We start from the raw sequence: 16,016 nt of genomic DNA, 5'->3' as shown, positions 1-16,016 counted from the left end.
ATGCGTATTGCGGCGGCCCTTTTGGCGTTGTTGCCAGCAACAGGGCAGGCCGCAGGGCTGAGCCATTCGATTTATATTTGCGACCGCGAGATCAAATTGGATGTGGTCTATGTGCAATCCGATGGCCCCGATCAGGCCGTTGTGATGGCCGAAGGGCATATTGCGATGCTCTCTGCCGTGCCAAGCTCTGAAGGCAAACGCTACCGCAATTCGCCAGTGGCTTCTGACTATGTCTGGTGGGTCAAGGACCGCGAGGCGATGCTCGGCTGGTATGATGCGGGCACGGGCAACGAAGCGGTCGTTTACCAATCCTGTAGTCGCGTATCGACGGAATGAAAAAAGGCGCCTCACTGGGCGCCTTTTCTATTAGATCGTCTGCGATTTACTGGTTCGCAGCGCGGATTTGGTCCGCTTTCTCTTTGTCGAAGGCAACGCCTTCTTTTTCAAACAGCTCATCCAGTTCGCCCGAGAGGGTCATCTCTGTGATGATGTCGCAACCGCCGACGAACTCGCCTTTGACGTAGAGTTGCGGGATGGTCGGCCAGTCGGAGTATTCTTTGATCCCCTGACGGATTTCTTCGTCAGCCAGAACGTTCACGTCGGCATAATCAACGCCCATGAAGTTCAGGACGCCAGCAACGCGGGACGAGAACCCACACTGCGGCATGGTTTTTGTGCCTTTCATATAGAGCACAACATCATTGGAGGTGACGGTTTCTTTGATTTTGTCAGCTGTCGACATCTGTCTTTCCTTAGTCCGGTGCCTTGGTGGTCAGTGCCAAAGCATGCAATTCGCCTTGTGATCCGTCCATTTTGCCCTTGAGCGCCGCGTAGACAGCGCGCTGCTGCTGGACGCGGTTCATATCGCGGAAGCTTTCGTCTTCGACGTAGGCAGCAAAGTGCTGACCGTCGTCGCCCTGAACCTGCACTTTGGCAGCAGGGAATGCTTCGCGGATTAGGCTTTCGATTTCTTCTGCGGTGATCGCCATTCGTGGGCCTCCTGTCTTACCTTAGATGTAGGACGGCGCGGGACGGGCCGCAAGCGATTAGCGGTCGACAAATTCACGCATGTCGCTGAGGAAGGCGTCAAAGGCGGCTTTTTGCTCTGCGGTATCGGCCCAAAGGCGCGAGAGTTTCCGCAAGAGGCCTGCACGGCGGGCCTCTAATTCCGGCGGTAGATTGTAGGTTTCAGCGGCAACCAGCATCGTCATGCGTTCATGGACGGGACGCAGGTTCGCGAAATCACGCATCATCGCGGGCAACAGTTCGGGTGCATCACGCCAGCTTTCGCCGTTGAAGCGTTCTTGGGTGACGCGCTGACCCGCGCCCGCGCAGTCATAGAGCGTGCAGCCCTTGAACCCGCGTGGTTCCAGATCGTCGTGAATGGTGCAGAGGTGTTTGCCCAGATTGGGGCAGGGCGTGCCTGCGGCCTTATCAATGGCGAACATCGGGCCTTTGTCCAAGACGAGGCTCACGCAGCAGAGCGCTGCGCAGTTCATGCAGTCGGATTTCAGGTCAGGGAGCGTCATCAATGGGCAGAGGCGAAAAGGCCCGCGCGGTGGCGGGCCTGATCGGACTTAGTGGATCGCGGTGTAGAACGACGACCGGAAGGTCTCGGTCAGTTCTGCGAGCGGAGCGGAGGACCCGCCAAAGCTCACGTCCGTGCCACCGAATTTACCAACGGTCTGCAGGGTCACACCTGCCTGACCTGCGGCGATCATCAGCGCCTCGGCCTTATCAAAGCTGCAAGCGATCAGGTAACGGCCCTGATCCTCACCAAAGAGGGTCGGGGTGTCGGATGCGTCTAGAGAGACGCCAACGCCAGCGGCTTCGGCCATCTCGAACGCAGCCAGAGCCAGACCACCGTCAGCAAGGTCGGTGCAAGCGTTGATCAGCGCGCGGTTTGCGCGGATGAAATCGCCGTGGGCTGCTTCTGCAGCCAGATCAACATGCGGTGCATCGCCGTCTTCGCGGTTATACACTTCAGCGAGCAGGGCCGACTGACCGAGGTGGCCAGCGGTTTCGCCCAACAAGAGCAGAACGTGACCGTCACGTGCAGTGCCGAGGATCGCATCATCGAGGTTCTCGATCAGGCCAACAGCACAGATGGTCGGGGTCGGCAGGATGCCTTGACCATCGGTTTCGTTGTAGAGCGATACGTTGCCCGAAACGATCGGGGTGTCGAGCGCGATACAGGCCTCACCGATACCCTGAAGAGCGCCAACGAACTGACCCATGATCTCTGGCTTCTCAGGGTTGCCAAAGTTCAAGTTGTCGGTGGTTGCCAGCGGCTTTGCCCCAACGGCAGAGAGGTTGCGGTAGGCTTCGGCAACGGCTTGTTTGCCGCCTTCAACAGGGTTTGCCTTCACGTAGCGCGGGGTCACGTCCGAGGTGAAGGCGACAGCCTTATTGGTGCCGTGGATGCGCACGATGCCAGCGCCCAAGCCCGGTTTGCGAACGGTGTCGCCCATAACTTGGCTGTCGTATTGTTCGTAGACCCACTGTTTGCCAGCGTAGTTCGGGGACGAAATCAGCGCCTTCAGGCCGTCAATCGCGTCAACGCCAGGAACGTCTGCCATCGGTGCCGCAGCTGGAGTCGGAACCCACGGACGGTCGTATTCAGGTGCCGAGGACGACAATTCTGAGAGCGGCAGGTCCGCTTTGACTTCGTTGCCGTGGAGGATGACGAAACGGTCTTCGGCGATGGTTTCACCGACGATTGCGAAATCGAGGTCCCATTTTTCGAACACAGCGCGGGCTTCGGCCTCAAGCTCTGGGTTCAGAACCATGAGCATCCGCTCTTGGGATTCAGAGAGCATCATCTCGTAGGCGGTCATGTTGGGTTCACGCTGGGGAACGCGGTCCAGTTCCAGCTTAATGCCCAAGTGACCTTTGTCGCCCATCTCAACGGCGGAACAGGTGAGGCCAGCCGCACCCATGTCTTGAATGGAGATCACAGCGCCCGTGCGCATCAGTTCCATGCAGGCTTCCATCAGGCGTTTTTCAGTGAACGGGTCACCAACCTGAACGGTGGGGCGTTTTTCCTCGATGGTGTCGTCGAATTCAGCCGATGCCATGGTCGCACCGCCAACACCGTCGCGACCTGTTTTCGCACCGAGGTACACAACAGGCATGCCGACGCCAGAGGCCGCCGAGTAGAAGATCTTGTCCGCGTCAGCGAGTCCAGCCGCGAAAGCGTTCACGAGGCAGTTGCCGTTATACGCAGGGTGGAAGCGAACCTCACCACCAACGGTCGGAACGCCGAAACAGTTGCCGTAGCCGCCAACGCCCTCAACCACGCCGTTGACGAGCTGTTTGGTTTTCGGGTGATCCGGAGCACCGAACGAGAGCGAGTTCATCGCTGCAATCGGACGGGCGCCCATGGTGAATACGTCGCGCAGAATGCCGCCAACGCCCGTTGCCGCACCCTGATAGGGTTCGATGTAGGACGGGTGGTTATGGCTTTCCATTTTGAACACGATCGCCTGACCGTCGCCGATATCGACAACACCAGCGTTCTCGCCCGGACCGCAGATCACTTGCGGGCCTTTGGTCGGCAGACCACGGAGCCATTTCTTGGACGACTTATAAGAACAGTGTTCGTTCCACATCGCAGAGAAGATGCCGAGCTCGGTAAATGTCGGCTCTCGTCCGATAATCTCGAGGATACGTTCATACTCATCTGGCTTGAGGCCGTGAGCAGCAATCAGGTCTTCGGTGATTTTCGGATCGTCCATGGTCTTTCCCCGCAGGCTGGAAGTGCCGTCCTATTAGGGCAAGCAGGCTTTGGGGGGAAGGCCCGCAGGTGACGCGAGGGCAAAAAAAAATCGCCGGGACGATGCCCGGCGAAGTCCAACAGGGAGGTTGAAGTGATGAGCGTATAAGCATCATCGGCTTCGAAGGCTCAAATAGGCAGCAGTTTGTTAACGATCAAGGAAAAACCCTATCAACTTGAGACATGCCCGTTATGCACTCACAGCATAGCTGGGATCAGGAGGGGGTCTCGTTATCGCGTATCTTACGGCGGTGGTTGAATATTTCTTCTTGAACGAAGTCCCGAAATGCGGCGACGCGTTTCGATTGGCGCAGTTCTTCGGGGTAGGCGAGGAACACAGGAACCTCACCGGATTCGATTTCTGGCAGCACGCGGACGAGTTGCGGGAAGTCTTCGGTCAGGTAATCGGGCAGCACGCCGACGCCCAAATTCGCCAAAACGGCCTGCAATGCGCCAAAGTAGTTGTTCACGGTGAGCGTGCTAAGCACATCATAGCCAAGCAAATGCTGCACCAGTGTCGCGCCCGCCGAGACCTGAGCCGAATTGGGGCTCTGGCAAATCAGACGGTGGGCAGAGATTTCTTCGACCGTGGTGAGTGGCGCGTGCGTGTCGAGGTAGTCCTGAGTCGCATAGAGACGCATCCGAATGTTCATCAGACGTTTGCGGATCAGGTCGGCCTGTGACGGCTCTTTCATGCGGATCGCAACGTCGGCTTCACGCATGGGCAGGTCGAGCACCCGCTCTTCGAGCATCAGGTCGATTTTGAGCTCGGGGTATTTCTCGTAGAGTTTCGGCAAACGCGGCGCGAGCCACATGGTGCCAAAGCCCGTGGTGGTGGTCACTTTCAACTCACCGAACACTTCTTCTTCGCTGTCGCGGATACGCGCCGCTGCAGCCTCGAGCCGTTTGTTCATCGCGCGGGTGGCGTCGAACAGCAGTTCGCCCTGTTCGGTCAGGATCAAACCACGGGCATGGCGGTGAAACAGTGTGGTGTTCAGAGATTCCTCGAGCGAGCGAATCTGACGGCTGACCGCAGATTGGGACAGGTGCAGGGTTTCGCCAGCGTGGGTCAGCGACCCAGCATCCGCAACTGCGTGAAATATCCGAAGTTTATCCCAATCCATCGTACTCTGTGCCCGCCTGTTTTACCGCTCACTACAATGTGCCCATTACCTACGGTCATAACAGCTATGCAACCTGATAGGCCATGAAAAACATAGGAGTAGGTGCGCTAACAGATAATTTGTAACGGAAATGCGAAATTAAAGGCAGTTTGCCCATATCCGGTGCCTTTTTGGTGAGCCGCTGGATATACCTGTTTCACTTTTAGGGAATCAGCCGAGACGATCCAAAATGCAGCGTTCCGACCGCCATGTGGCCCGCGATATCAGTTATGCCAGCGCCGTGGCGAACAGAGGGGGCCGCGTCCTCGTTCGCACGATGGAAAATGTCACTGGGCGGTTAAAGCTCATTCGGCAGGCCAAGGGCTATGACCGCGAGGTCGCTGAGGGTCGCGATTTCTGGCAGGTGATGGTCGAACGCTATCGACTGGGGCTAGAGGTCACCAAAGGATCGCTGAGTGATATTCCCGCTGAGGGGCCAGTGGTCGTTGTGGCGAACCATCCCTACGGTATCCTAGATGGGATGATGATGGGGTTGATCCTGTCCGAACGGCGCGGTGGTGATTTCCGCGTCTTGGCCCATCAGGTGTTTCGCCGTTCTGCCGACCTCGAACGGGTGATCCTGCCAATTAGCTTTGACGAGACCAAAGAGGGCGCGCGGCTGAACCTCGAAACCCGCGCTGAAGCGATCCGATACCTGAAACAGGGAGGGGCGATTGGGATTTTCCCAGGGGGCACCGTTTCGACCGCGCACCGTGGGTTTGATCGGCCTTTGGACCCGATGTGGCGCAATTTCACCGCTAAGATGGTCGCGAAATCGGGGGCGACTGTGGTGCCGCTCTATTTCGATGGGCAGAACAGCCGCCTGTTCCAGCTTGCCAGTCGTTTGCACTACACTCTGCGCATGGGGCTATTGATCCGTGAATTTCGTGCGCGCGTCGGATCACGGGTCAAAGTCGCCGTGGGCGCGCCGATTTCGCCACAGGAGCTCGCCCCATATGCCTCTGACCCTAAAGCGATGATGGATTTCCTTCGGGAACGGACGTATGCATTAAGTGAACGCCCCGATGGGACCAACCGTCTGGGCTTTGAATTCGAGGCGAAATACAGGAAACGCTAATGGCGGTCGGGGTTTTTGATAGTGGTTTGGGTGGGTTAACGGTTCTGGATGCATGCCAGAAGCGCCTGCCTGATGTTCCCTTTGTTTATTTCGGGGATAACGCCCACGCGCCTTACGGTGTGCGGGATGCCGACGATATCTATGACCTAACGACCAAAGCCGTCGCCCGCATGTGGGACGAAGGCTGCGACCTCGTGATTATCGCCTGTAACACAGCCTCTGCGGCTGCGCTGCGTCGAATGCAAGAATCATGGGTACCGCGTGACAAACGTGTGCTGGGCGTTTTCGTGCCGCTGATCGAGGCGCTGACCGAACGGCAGTGGGGTGATAACTCGCCGCCGCGCGAGGTTGAGGTGAAACACGTCGCGCTCTTTGCGACCCCTGCAACCGTGCGGAGCCGTGCGTTCCAGCGCGAACTAGCGTTCCGTGCCATCGGCGTGGACGTGGAAGCCCAAGCCTGCGGCGGTGTTGTGGATGCGATTGAGGACGGGGATATGATCCTCGCCGAAGCTCTCGTTCGGAGCCATGTTGAGGCGCTTCAGCGCAAGATGCCCGAACCTGATGCTGCGATCCTTGGCTGCACCCATTACCCGATCATGGAAAAAGAATTCCAAGACGCGCTGGGTCCGAATGTGAAGGTCTTCTCCCAAGCGAACCTCGTTGCGGCGAGCCTTGAGGATTACCTGCAGCGTCGGCCTGAAATGTTGGGGGCAGGGACGGATACCGTTTACCTGACCACGGGCAATCCGTCGAAAGTCTCTGATCGCGCCACACAGTTCTTGCGACGAAAAGTCGAATTCATTTCGGCCTAATTCGGCAAACCCGCCGGTTGCGGTGGGGCTCATCCTTACCTATCTCACTCCTCAAACGGGAGACCCCTATGACTTATAACGTCGCTATTCTTGGCGCTTCTGGCTACACAGGCGCCGAACTCGTGCGGATCATCGCAACGCACCCGAACCTGCAGATTGCCGCTCTTTCTGCGGATCGTAAGGCTGGCATGCAGATGTCGGACGTGTTCCCGCACCTGCGCCATCTCGACCTGCCGACGCTTTGCACGATTGATGAGATCGACTTTGACAAGATCGACCTCGCCTTTGCAGCACTCCCCCATGGCCTGAGCCAAGCGCTCGTCCGTGATTTGCCGAAGACCGTTAAGGTCGTGGACCTCGGCGCGGATTTCCGTCTGCGCGATCCTGCGGCTTATGAAAAATGGTATGGTGCACCGCATGTGGCGACCGACCTCCAGAAAGAGGCCGTTTACGGTCTAACAGAGTTCTACCGCGACGACATCAAAAACGCGCGTCTTGTGGCGGGCACGGGCTGTAACGCGGCGACGGTGCAATTTGCGCTGCGTCCGTTGATTTCTGGCGGGTTGATCGACCTTGATGATATCATCTGTGACCTGAAAAACGGTATCTCTGGCGCTGGTCGGAGCCTCAAAGAGAACATGCTCTTTGCGGAACGGTCGACCGATGTGATGGGCTATAGCCAAGGCGGCAAACACCGTCACTTGGGCGAGTTCGATCAGGAGTTCAGCCTGCTGGCTGGTCGCCCTGTCGAGATCATGTTCACCCCGCATCTGGTGCCTGTGAACCGTGGTATCCTCGCGTCTTGCTATGTGCGCGGCGATGCTCAGGCGATCCATGCGGCGCTGGTTGAACAGTATAAAGACGAGCCGTTCATCGTGGTGCTTCCTTTTGGCGCGGCTCCGTCGATGGGCAATGTGACGGGTTCGAACTATTGTCATATTGGTGTGGTAGGCGACCGCAAGTCCGGACGGGCGATGGTTGTCTCTACGCTCGATAACCTGAACAAAGGGTCGTCGGGTCAGGCTGTGCAGAACGCAAACCTCATGCTGGGGCTGCCTGAGACCGAAGGCCTGCTATTGGCACCGGTATTCCCATGAGTGGTCTGAAAAGCCTGAAAAAGAAACGTCGTATCCAGATCATCGTTCTGGCCTTTGTCGCGCTTGCGCTCTCGGCTGGATTGATCGGCTACGGGTTCCGCGATGGCATCAACTTCTACCGCGATCCGACCGATGTGATCGCGGCACCGCCCCCCGCTAACGAAGTGTTCCGCCTCGGTGGTCTGGTCGAAGAGGGGTCGTTGGTCCGTGGTGAGAGCGAGACAATCACCTTTAACGTAACGGACGGTGCAGAGGTTATTCCAGTAACCTATACGGGCATCCTGCCTGATCTCTTTGGTGAAAATCAGGGGATGATCGGCACGGGTAAATACGTGAATGGCACCTTTGAAGCCTCTGAAATCCTTGCGAAACACGACGAGGATTACATGCCCAAAGAAGTGCTCGACAGCCTCAAGGATTCGGGCCTCTACGTTGATCCGAACGCTGCTGCAGGCGAGAGTTAACCTTTGTCTGTCATGCTTGGCCTCAATCAAAAAGAGGCCGAGCTATGCAAACTGTCCAAGAGATTGCCAAAGGCATCGTCGCCCGTGAGGGTGGCTATGTAAACGATCCCGCCGATCCCGGTGGTCCCACGAAATACGGTGTGACCCTCGCTACGCTGCAACGGTTGCGGCGTGATGTGACGGGGGACGGGCGCATTGACGACCGCGATGTGCGGGCGCTGCGCGACACGGACGCCGTCGATATTTTCGTCGAACACTACTTCAACCAGCCACGGATCGGCGAATTGCCAGAGCCGCTACAAGCGAGCGTGTTCGATATGTATGTGAACTCTGGCGCGGGGGCGGTGCGTATCCTGCAGCGGCTCTTGTGCGATATGCGGATCCCTGTTGCGATTGACGGGGTTCTTGGGCCGCAGACGATTGCGGCGGCACATCGCGGATATGACGCTGCACCTGATCATATCGTCGATGCATATGGGATCGCACGGCGCAATTATTACTACGCTTTGGCCGATGGACGCCCGTCGTTGCGCAAATTCGCAACGCGCAGGGATGGTGGGAAAGGCGGCTGGATTCTCCGCGCCGAAGCCTTTGTCAGCGCACGGTATCACCTCTCGGATGAGGCACATAAACAACGGGTGTCGGCATGGGGGTAATCGCACGCATCATGGATGCTCTGTTCGGGAATGGTCGCAACATCGTCACGGAAACTGTTGGAATATTTGCGGAAAACACAGAGGCAGGCGCTGTGCGTGATGCCTCGGCCAAGGCTCAGGCGCGCGACCAGTTCGCAGCAGAGTTCAGGGGGGACCGCAAGGGACTGTTTGATCGGGTGATAGACGGGCTCAACCGTCTGCCCCGTCCCTTGTTGGCATTCGGAACGCTGGGGCTGTTCGTTATGGCGATGGTCGATCCGATCTGGTTTGCGGGTCGGATGCAGGGGATCGCACTGGTGCCAGAGCCACTCTGGTGGTTGATGGGCGCGATTGTGTCCTTTTATTTCGGGGCCCGCCATCAGGCCAAGGCGCAGGATTTTCAGCAGTCCGTCGCAGAAACCGCCGCCCAAGCCGCCGTTGTGACCTCGCGGGTCAAAGCGATCGAAGCGTTAGGCGCGGGGGCTACGTTTTCCGCCCCCGCAGCAGAGCCGAACCCCGCGTTAGAGGATTGGAGGGCAGATCATGACCGATGAATGGGCGCAGCTCGTGGACCAACGGATTGCACGGTTGGAGACGTCGAACGCGGTGGATGAAGTGGTCCGTGCAACGGTGGAATCTCGCCTCCATGCGATTGAGGATATGCTGAAATGGCTGATCCGTTTGGTGATGGGCGGGTTGATCATGGCGATGGTGGCCTATGTTGTTGCCGGTGGCATGGCTTTGTCCGTCTAGCCCTGCGTCAAGGTGCATCAGCATAAACGACGCCCAATCGCCCCGTTGTGATTGGGCAGACCGCCCGAATACGTTAGAAAGATCGCATGATTACTGAACTCGGACACTTTGCCCTGATTCTGGGCTTTGGCATCGCTATCATCCAGATGGTGATCCCTATGATCGGCGCCCAAAAGGGCTGGCGTAACTGGATGGCGGTCGCGGACCCCGCGGCCACCTCGCAACTGATCCTTGTGGGGTTTAGTTTTGCGGCCCTGACCTATGCGTTTGTCACCTCTGACTTTTCGCTGAAACTGGTCACGATGAACTCTCACAGCGACAAACCGATGCTCTACAAAGTGTCGGGCGTTTGGGGCAACCACGAGGGGTCGATGCTCTTGTGGCTGTTGATCCTGACCTTGTTTGGTGCGTGCGCGAGCTGGTTTGGCGGCAACCTTCCCGACACGCTCAAGGCACGGGTTCTGGCGGTTCAGTCGACGATTTCGGTCGCGTTCTACGCCTTTATCATCTTTACCTCGAACCCGTTTTTGCGGCTTCAGGTGCCCCCGTTCAATGGTCAAGACCTCAACCCGCTGCTTCAAGACCCAGGTTTGGCGTTCCACCCGCCGTTCCTCTACCTCGGTTATGTGGGCCTCTCGATGGCGTTTTCATTCGCGGTGGCCGCTCTGATCGAAGGTCGCGTTGATGCGGCATGGGCGCGTTGGGTGCGTCCGTGGACGCTGGCTGCGTGGATTTTCCTGACCATCGGCATCGGTCTGGGGTCGTGGTGGGCTTATTACGAACTTGGCTGGGGCGGGTTCTGGTTCTGGGACCCTGTTGAAAACGCATCGTTTATGCCGTGGCTTCTCGCAGCGGCACTCTTGCACTCGGCCATCGTGACCGAGAAACGTGAAAGCCTGAAAAGCTGGACGATCCTTCTGTCGATCCTCGCCTTTGGCTTCTCGCTCTTGGGCACGTTCCTCGTGCGGTCTGGGGTCATTACATCGGTCCACGCATTTGCCAACGATCCAGAGCGTGGGGTGTTTATCCTCGCCATTCTGTTCGTCTTTGTCGGCGGGGCGCTGACGCTGTTCTCGTTCCGTGCAGGCAGCCTAGAGGCAAAAGGCGTGTTCTCTCTCGTTAGTCGCGAAAGTGCGCTGGTGTTGAACAACATCCTCCTCGCGGTGTCGGCATTCGTGGTCTTTGTCGGCACGCTTTGGCCGCTGGTGGCTGAGATGACAACGGGGCGGACCCTGTCGGTCGGTGCGCCGTTCTTTAACGCGGCCTTCACGCCGTTCTTTGTCGCGCTCGCGGTGATCCTGCCGCCGGGTGCGGTTCTCGCGTGGAAACGCGGATCGGTCGCCAAAGCGATGAAGCCGATGTGGGCCGTTCTGATCCTCGCCGTGGCCTTGGGCGGTTTGGCTTTTGCTGTGCAAACGGGCAATTCCGCGATGGGGCCGATTGGTGTGATCTTGGGTGCGTGGGTCGTGTTCGGTGCGATGATGGACCTGTGGCAGCGGGCAGGGAATGCCTCGGTCGCTGACCGTCTGCGCCGTATCCGGAATCTGCCGCGGGCCGATTGGGGCAAGTTCACGGCGCACTCTGGACTGGGCATCACGATGTTTGCAATCGCGACGCTCATGGCGTGGCAGCAAGAGGACATTCGCACGCTCAATGTCGGTGAATCCTTTACCATCGACAAATGGGAGCTGACCTTGGATGCGGTGGACCGTGTTGAGGGGCCGAACTTCCTGAGCCAAATGGGAACCTTTACCGTCAAAGAAAACGGTGAGTTCCTGACCACCTTGCATCCTGAAAAACGGTTCTATCAGGTCGCAGCGATGCCAACGACCGAAGCGGGTATTCGCAACGGCGTGTTTGAGGACATCTACGTTGTCATCGGTGATCCGCAGGACGACGGCGGCTGGGCTGTGCGCACCTACATCAAACCCTTTGCCAACTGGATTTGGGCGGGGTCGTTGCTGATGGCCTTGGGCGGTGCGATTTCGCTGTCGGATCGTCGTTTGCGCGTGGCCGCAGGTGGTGCGAAATCAAAGGCGAAAGCGAATATGGTGGCGGCAGAATGAAACGGCTTTTGCTTGCAGCTCTGCTGACCCTATCGACGCCTGTGATGGCGGTGCAACCTGATGAGGTGCTCGACGATCAAGTGCTAGAGACACGTGCGCGAGACATCTCAAAGGGGCTGCGCTGCCCTGTGTGTCAGAACGAAAACATCGACGATTCCAACTCTGCCATCAGCCGCGAACTGCGGCTTTTGGTGCGGGATCGTTTGATTGAGGGCGACACGAACGAAGAGGTCGTGGATTTCATCGTGGCCCGTTACGGTGAATATGTGCTGCTCGAACCCACGAAAGACGGGTTCAATATGATCCTCTGGGTCGCGCCCCTTGGGATGTTGATCCTCGCGCTTGGCGCTGGCTTTGCCACGGTGCGGCGCAAGGGCACGGCATCATCTGATGCCCTGACGGACGCGGAAAAAGCGCGTCTTGAGGAAATAATGAAGTCGTGACGCACGGTTTTGCTTTTCTGTAACTTGGGCATTGCTAGTCTCTGCCCGAGACACAGAGGAGCCCTCATGGATTATTCCGCCATCACGCTGGACATCACCGACAATATCGCGGTGATCACCCTGAACCGCCCTGACAAAATGAACGCCCTGAACGCGCAGATGCGGGCAGAGGTCACCCATGCGATCAAGGACGCTGAAACCCGTGCGCGGGTCATCGTGCTGACTGGCGCGGGGGCTGCGTTCTGTTCGGGTCAAGATCTGGGCGACGGTGGCAATGCGGCGAACCTCGACCTCGCGCGGGTGCTGCGCGACGAATATGTGCCGATGCTGAACGCGATGTATGACTGCCCTGTGCCTGTGATCGCTGCGGTGAACGGCGGGGCTGTTGGGGCAGGGGCGAACCTTGCGCTCGGCGCGGACGTGGTGATCGCCTCTGACACATCCTATTTCATGCAGGCGTTTTCAAAGATCGCGTTGATCCCCGATGCGGGTGGCACGTGGTTGCTGCCGCGTCAGGTCGGTATGGCCAAGGCGATGGGCATGGCGATGTTTGCGGATAAGATCACCGCGCAGCAAGCCTCTGACTGGGGCATGATCTATGAAGCGGTGCCCGCGGAGGGGTTTGAGGCGCATTGGCGTGCGCGTGCGGCGCACCTTGCCAATGGTCCGACTGAGACTTACCGCCACCTGAAAGAAGCACTACGGGCGAGCCAGTCGAACACGCTGGCGGAGCAGTTGGATGTTGAGGCACGGCTGCAGGGCAAATGCGGTAAGACCCGCGATTTCCGCGAGGGCGTCGTGGCCTTCCTCGAAAAGCGCCCCGCGAAATTCGAAGGACGGTAACGAAAAACGGGCCGTCGTTTGACGGCCCGATCGTCATAGAAAAAGGCCACCCGATTGGGTGGCCTTTTGTGTTCTTAGCGTTCTTCGACTGGAACGTATTTGCGCTGCGTTTCGCCGAGGAACAACTGGCGCGGACGGCCAATTTTCATCTGCGGATCGCCTAGCTGTTCTTTCCACTGCGAAATCCAACCAACGGTGCGCGACAGCGCAAAGATCGGTGTGAACATCGAGGTCGGGAAGCCCATCGCTTCGAGGATGATGCCCGAGTAGAAGTCGACGTTCGGGAACAGTTTCTTCTCTTTGAAGTAAGGGTCGTTCAGAGCGATGTGCTCGAGTTCCTTGGCAACCTGCAGGAGCGGGTTGTTTTCAACGCCGAGGAGTTCCAGAACTTCGTCTGCGGACTGTTTCATAACGGTCGCGCGCGGGTCCATGTTCTTGTAAACGCGGTGGCCAAAGCCCATCAGACGGAACGGATCGTTCTTGTCTTTTGCGCGAGCGATGAACTCAGGAATGCGGTCAACGGTGCCGATTTCCTTGAGCATTTCGAGACATGCTTGGTTTGCGCCGCCGTGGGCCGGACCCCAGAGACATGCGATGCCTGCTGCGATACATGCGAACGGGTTTGCGCCCGAGGACGACGCCAGACGCACGGTCGATGTTGACGCGTTCTGTTCGTGGTCAGCGTGCAGGGTAAAGATACGGTCCATTGCGCGAGCAAGGATCGGGTCAACCTTGTATTCTTCTGCAGGCACAGAGAAGCACATGTGGATGAAGTTTGCCGCATAGTCGAGGTCGTTGCGCGGATACACGAACGGCTGACCGATCGAGTATTTATACGCCATCGCAGCGATGGTCGGCATTTTCGCGATCAGGCGGTGCGACGCGATTTCACGCTGACGTTCGTCGTTCACATCGGTCGAGTCGTGGTAGAACGCGGACATCGCACCAACAACGCCCACCATGGTCGCCATCGGGTGGCTGTCACGACGGAAGCCACGGAAGAACATGTGCATCTGTTCGTGGATCATCGTGTGACGGGTGATCGTGGTTTCGAACTCTTCCAGTTCTTCTTTCGACGGGAGATTACCGTAGAGCAGGAGGTAGCACACTTCGAGGTAGTGCGAGTTCTCGGCCAGATCCTCGATCGAGTAGCCGCGGTGCTGCAGTTCACCTTTGTCACCGTCGATGTAGGTGATGGTGGAATCGCACGACGCGGTCGACGTGAAGCCTGGATCGTAGGTGAACACACCTGCCTGACCATAGAGTTTACGGATGTCGATGACGTCCGGACCTTGGCTCGGCGACAGGATCGGCAGCTCGTAAGAGGTCCCGTCGATTGTCAGTGTGGCGTTTCTTGTGTTCTCGGCCATTCTCTTTCCCCTGTTTAGGAGCTCGGCGCGCGTGTCGCGCCGAGACGTTGGTCGTAATCCCAGTATATAACGACGTAATGTAAACGTCGTGTTAGGCGGTCACGTCTTTCAGACGTGCAACAGTTTCGTCCCGCCCCAGGACAAGCATCATATCAAAAACACTAGGGGTTACTGCGCGGCCTGCGAGAACCGACCGAAGCGGCGCGGCAAGTTTGCCCAGCTTCGTGTCGTTTGCTTCTGCGACTGCTGCGACGATCCCCTCCAGCGTGTCTCGGTCCCAGCTAGCATTTTGCAACTGCGGCGTCAATTCTGACAGTATACCACGGGATACAGGATCGAGGGCCTTTTCCGCTTTCTCGTCCATTTCTAGTGGGCGCGAAGCCATGATAAAGTGCGCTTTTTCAAGGAGTTCTGGGAAAGTCTTAGCCCGTTCCTTGAGGCAATACATCCCTCGCGTCATTGCGTCGCGTTGGTCGTCTGTCAGCGGGTTTGCCCCTGTGGAGGCCAAAAATGCCTCGAGTTCATGCAGCAGTGCGGCATCGTTAGCGTTAGCAATGTGCTGGCCGCAGAGGTTTTCGAGTTTCTTGAAATCAAAGCGTGACGGGGATTTGCCGATTCCATTGAAATCGAACCATTCCATAGCCTGAGCATCGGTAAAGAATTCGTCGTCGCCGTGGCTCCACCCCAGACGGGCGAGGTAGTTGCGCATACCAGCGGCAGGGTAGCCCATCGTCTGATATTCATCGACGCCCGTTGCACCATGGCGTTTCGACAGTTTCTTACCATCGGGACCAAAGATCAGCGGGATGTGTGCGTAGACGGGCAGTGGCCAGCCCATCGCGGTGTAGACCAGCATCTGACGTGCCGCGTTGTTGAGGTGGTCGTCGCCCCGGATCACGTGGGTCACGCCCATATCGTGGTCATCGACCACAACGGCGAGCATATAGGTCGGTGTTCCGTCCGAACGTAGAACGATCATATCGTCGAGCTGATCGTTGCGGATGGTCACGTCGCCTTGGACCTGATCGTGGATCACGGTGGTGCCCTCAAGCGGAGCCTTCACACGGATCACATAGGGCAGGTCAGGGTGGGTGGACGGATCAGCGTCACGCCATGGGCTGCGGTAGAGGGTCGATTTGCCCTCGGCCTTGGCCGCATCGCGGAAGGCTTGAATTTCGTCTTGGGTCGCGAAGCATTTGTAGGCGTGACCAGAGGCCAGCATTTCATGCGCAACCTCAGCGTGGCGGTCCGCGCGTTCAAACTGGCTGATCGCCTCGCCATCATAGTCTAGACCGAGCCACTCCATCCCCTTGAGGATCGCCTCGGTCGCTTCGGGCGTAGAGCGTTCACGGTCGGTGTCTTCGATCCGCAGCAGGAATTTCCCACCCCGTCCACGGGCATAGAGCCAGCTGAACAGCGCAGTGCGGGCGGTTCCGATGTGCATGTATCCGGTCGGAGACGGCGCGATGCGGGTGACGACGGGCGTTTGGGACATGGGCAATTTAACCTTTCGCTAA

General features: G+C 58.0%; 18 protein-coding genes. 11 read left to right on the top strand and 7 right to left on the bottom strand.

Translation table 11 applies throughout. The annotated features are described in order from the left end of the window. Positions 1-336, top strand: a complete 336-nt coding sequence (locus tag QWY83_RS06510) for an MliC family protein (RefSeq protein WP_249945591.1) — start codon at positions 1-3, stop codon at positions 334-336. Between the two features lie 46 nt (positions 337-382). Here the strand turns inward: QWY83_RS06510 and grxD are convergent, their stop codons facing one another. The 5 genes from grxD to QWY83_RS06485 form a co-directional block, all read right to left on the bottom strand. Next, the gene (grxD, locus tag QWY83_RS06505; protein WP_105234884.1) at positions 383-742 is read right to left on the bottom strand and encodes a Grx4 family monothiol glutaredoxin; all 360 of its coding nucleotides are present in this window, start codon (positions 740-742) and stop codon (positions 383-385) included. A gap of 10 nt (positions 743-752) precedes the next feature. Further along, positions 753-989 carry a BolA/IbaG family iron-sulfur metabolism protein gene (locus QWY83_RS06500; RefSeq protein ID WP_067545563.1) on the bottom strand — a complete coding sequence of 79 codons (237 nt, stop codon included), beginning with the start codon at positions 987-989 and terminating at the stop codon, positions 753-755. A 57-nt stretch (positions 990-1,046) separates the two neighbouring features. Beyond that, complete coding sequence (locus QWY83_RS06495; RefSeq protein WP_249945592.1) at positions 1,047-1,529, bottom strand: hypothetical protein; 483 nt, start codon at positions 1,527-1,529, stop codon at positions 1,047-1,049. A gap of 48 nt (positions 1,530-1,577) precedes the next feature. Further along, positions 1,578-3,737 (bottom strand): phosphoribosylformylglycinamidine synthase subunit PurL, encoded by a 2,160-nt coding sequence (gene purL / locus QWY83_RS06490; RefSeq protein ID WP_249945593.1) that lies wholly within the window; start codon positions 3,735-3,737, stop codon positions 1,578-1,580. A gap of 253 nt (positions 3,738-3,990) precedes the next feature. Then, positions 3,991-4,899: a LysR family transcriptional regulator gene (locus QWY83_RS06485; protein WP_105234888.1), complete on the bottom strand. Its 909-nt coding sequence runs from the start codon at positions 4,897-4,899 to the stop codon at positions 3,991-3,993. A 229-nt stretch (positions 4,900-5,128) separates the two neighbouring features. Between QWY83_RS06485 and QWY83_RS06480 the strand changes: the two genes are divergently transcribed. The 10 genes from QWY83_RS06480 to QWY83_RS06435 all read left to right on the top strand — a co-directional run bounded on the left by QWY83_RS06480 (position 5,129) and on the right by QWY83_RS06435 (position 13,129). Continuing rightward, positions 5,129-6,016 (top strand): lysophospholipid acyltransferase family protein, encoded by an 888-nt coding sequence (locus QWY83_RS06480; protein WP_105234889.1) that lies wholly within the window; start codon positions 5,129-5,131, stop codon positions 6,014-6,016. Next, positions 6,016-6,828, top strand: a complete 813-nt coding sequence (locus QWY83_RS06475; protein WP_105234890.1) for a glutamate racemase — start codon at positions 6,016-6,018, stop codon at positions 6,826-6,828. The genes QWY83_RS06480 and QWY83_RS06475 overlap by 1 nt, the downstream gene beginning before the upstream one ends. A 68-nt stretch (positions 6,829-6,896) precedes the next feature. Then, on the top strand, positions 6,897-7,925 hold the full coding sequence (gene argC, locus QWY83_RS06470; protein ID WP_249945594.1) for an N-acetyl-gamma-glutamyl-phosphate reductase: 1,029 nt from the start codon (positions 6,897-6,899) through the stop codon (positions 7,923-7,925). Between the two features lie 5 nt (positions 7,926-7,930). Further along, complete coding sequence (gene ccmE, locus QWY83_RS06465; RefSeq protein WP_067546560.1) at positions 7,931-8,389, top strand: cytochrome c maturation protein CcmE; 459 nt, start codon at positions 7,931-7,933, stop codon at positions 8,387-8,389. 44 nt (positions 8,390-8,433) lie between these two features. Next, a complete protein-coding gene (locus QWY83_RS06460; protein WP_249945595.1) occupies positions 8,434-9,045 on the top strand; it encodes a holin-associated N-acetylmuramidase in 612 nt (203 codons plus the stop codon). Then, positions 9,036-9,578, top strand: coding sequence for a holin family protein (locus QWY83_RS06455; RefSeq protein ID WP_249945596.1), 543 nt, complete (start codon positions 9,036-9,038; stop codon positions 9,576-9,578). The genes QWY83_RS06460 and QWY83_RS06455 overlap by 10 nt, the downstream gene beginning before the upstream one ends. Next, positions 9,568-9,777: a pseudouridine synthase gene (locus QWY83_RS06450; protein WP_105234894.1), complete on the top strand. Its 210-nt coding sequence runs from the start codon at positions 9,568-9,570 to the stop codon at positions 9,775-9,777. The genes QWY83_RS06455 and QWY83_RS06450 overlap by 11 nt, the downstream gene beginning before the upstream one ends. 86 nt (positions 9,778-9,863) lie before the next feature. Further along, positions 9,864-11,843: a heme lyase CcmF/NrfE family subunit gene (locus tag QWY83_RS06445; RefSeq protein WP_249945597.1), complete on the top strand. Its 1,980-nt coding sequence runs from the start codon at positions 9,864-9,866 to the stop codon at positions 11,841-11,843. Next, positions 11,840-12,286 (top strand): cytochrome c-type biogenesis protein, encoded by a 447-nt coding sequence (locus tag QWY83_RS06440; protein ID WP_105234896.1) that lies wholly within the window; start codon positions 11,840-11,842, stop codon positions 12,284-12,286. Before QWY83_RS06445 ends, QWY83_RS06440 begins: the two co-directional genes overlap by 4 nt. 66 nt (positions 12,287-12,352) lie before the next feature. Continuing rightward, positions 12,353-13,129, top strand: coding sequence for an enoyl-CoA hydratase-related protein (locus tag QWY83_RS06435; protein ID WP_249945598.1), 777 nt, complete (start codon positions 12,353-12,355; stop codon positions 13,127-13,129). 74 nt (positions 13,130-13,203) lie between these two features. Here the strand turns inward: QWY83_RS06435 and QWY83_RS06430 are convergent, their stop codons facing one another. Both QWY83_RS06430 and gltX read right to left on the bottom strand, forming a co-directional pair. Next, complete coding sequence (locus QWY83_RS06430; RefSeq protein WP_105234898.1) at positions 13,204-14,499, bottom strand: citrate synthase; 1,296 nt, start codon at positions 14,497-14,499, stop codon at positions 13,204-13,206. A 91-nt stretch (positions 14,500-14,590) separates the two neighbouring features. Continuing rightward, entirely contained in the window at positions 14,591-15,994 is a 1,404-nt protein-coding gene (gene gltX, locus QWY83_RS06425; RefSeq protein WP_105234899.1) for a glutamate--tRNA ligase, read from the bottom strand. Positions 15,995-16,016: the final 22 nt, after the last annotated feature.

The sequence above is a fragment of the Marivivens donghaensis genome, from assembly GCF_030410045.1.
Classification (GTDB): domain Bacteria; phylum Pseudomonadota; class Alphaproteobacteria; order Rhodobacterales; family Rhodobacteraceae; genus Marivivens; species Marivivens donghaensis.
The sequence above is the reverse complement of the archived record's forward strand: the minus strand, read 5'-3'. Positions and strand labels throughout refer to the sequence as shown.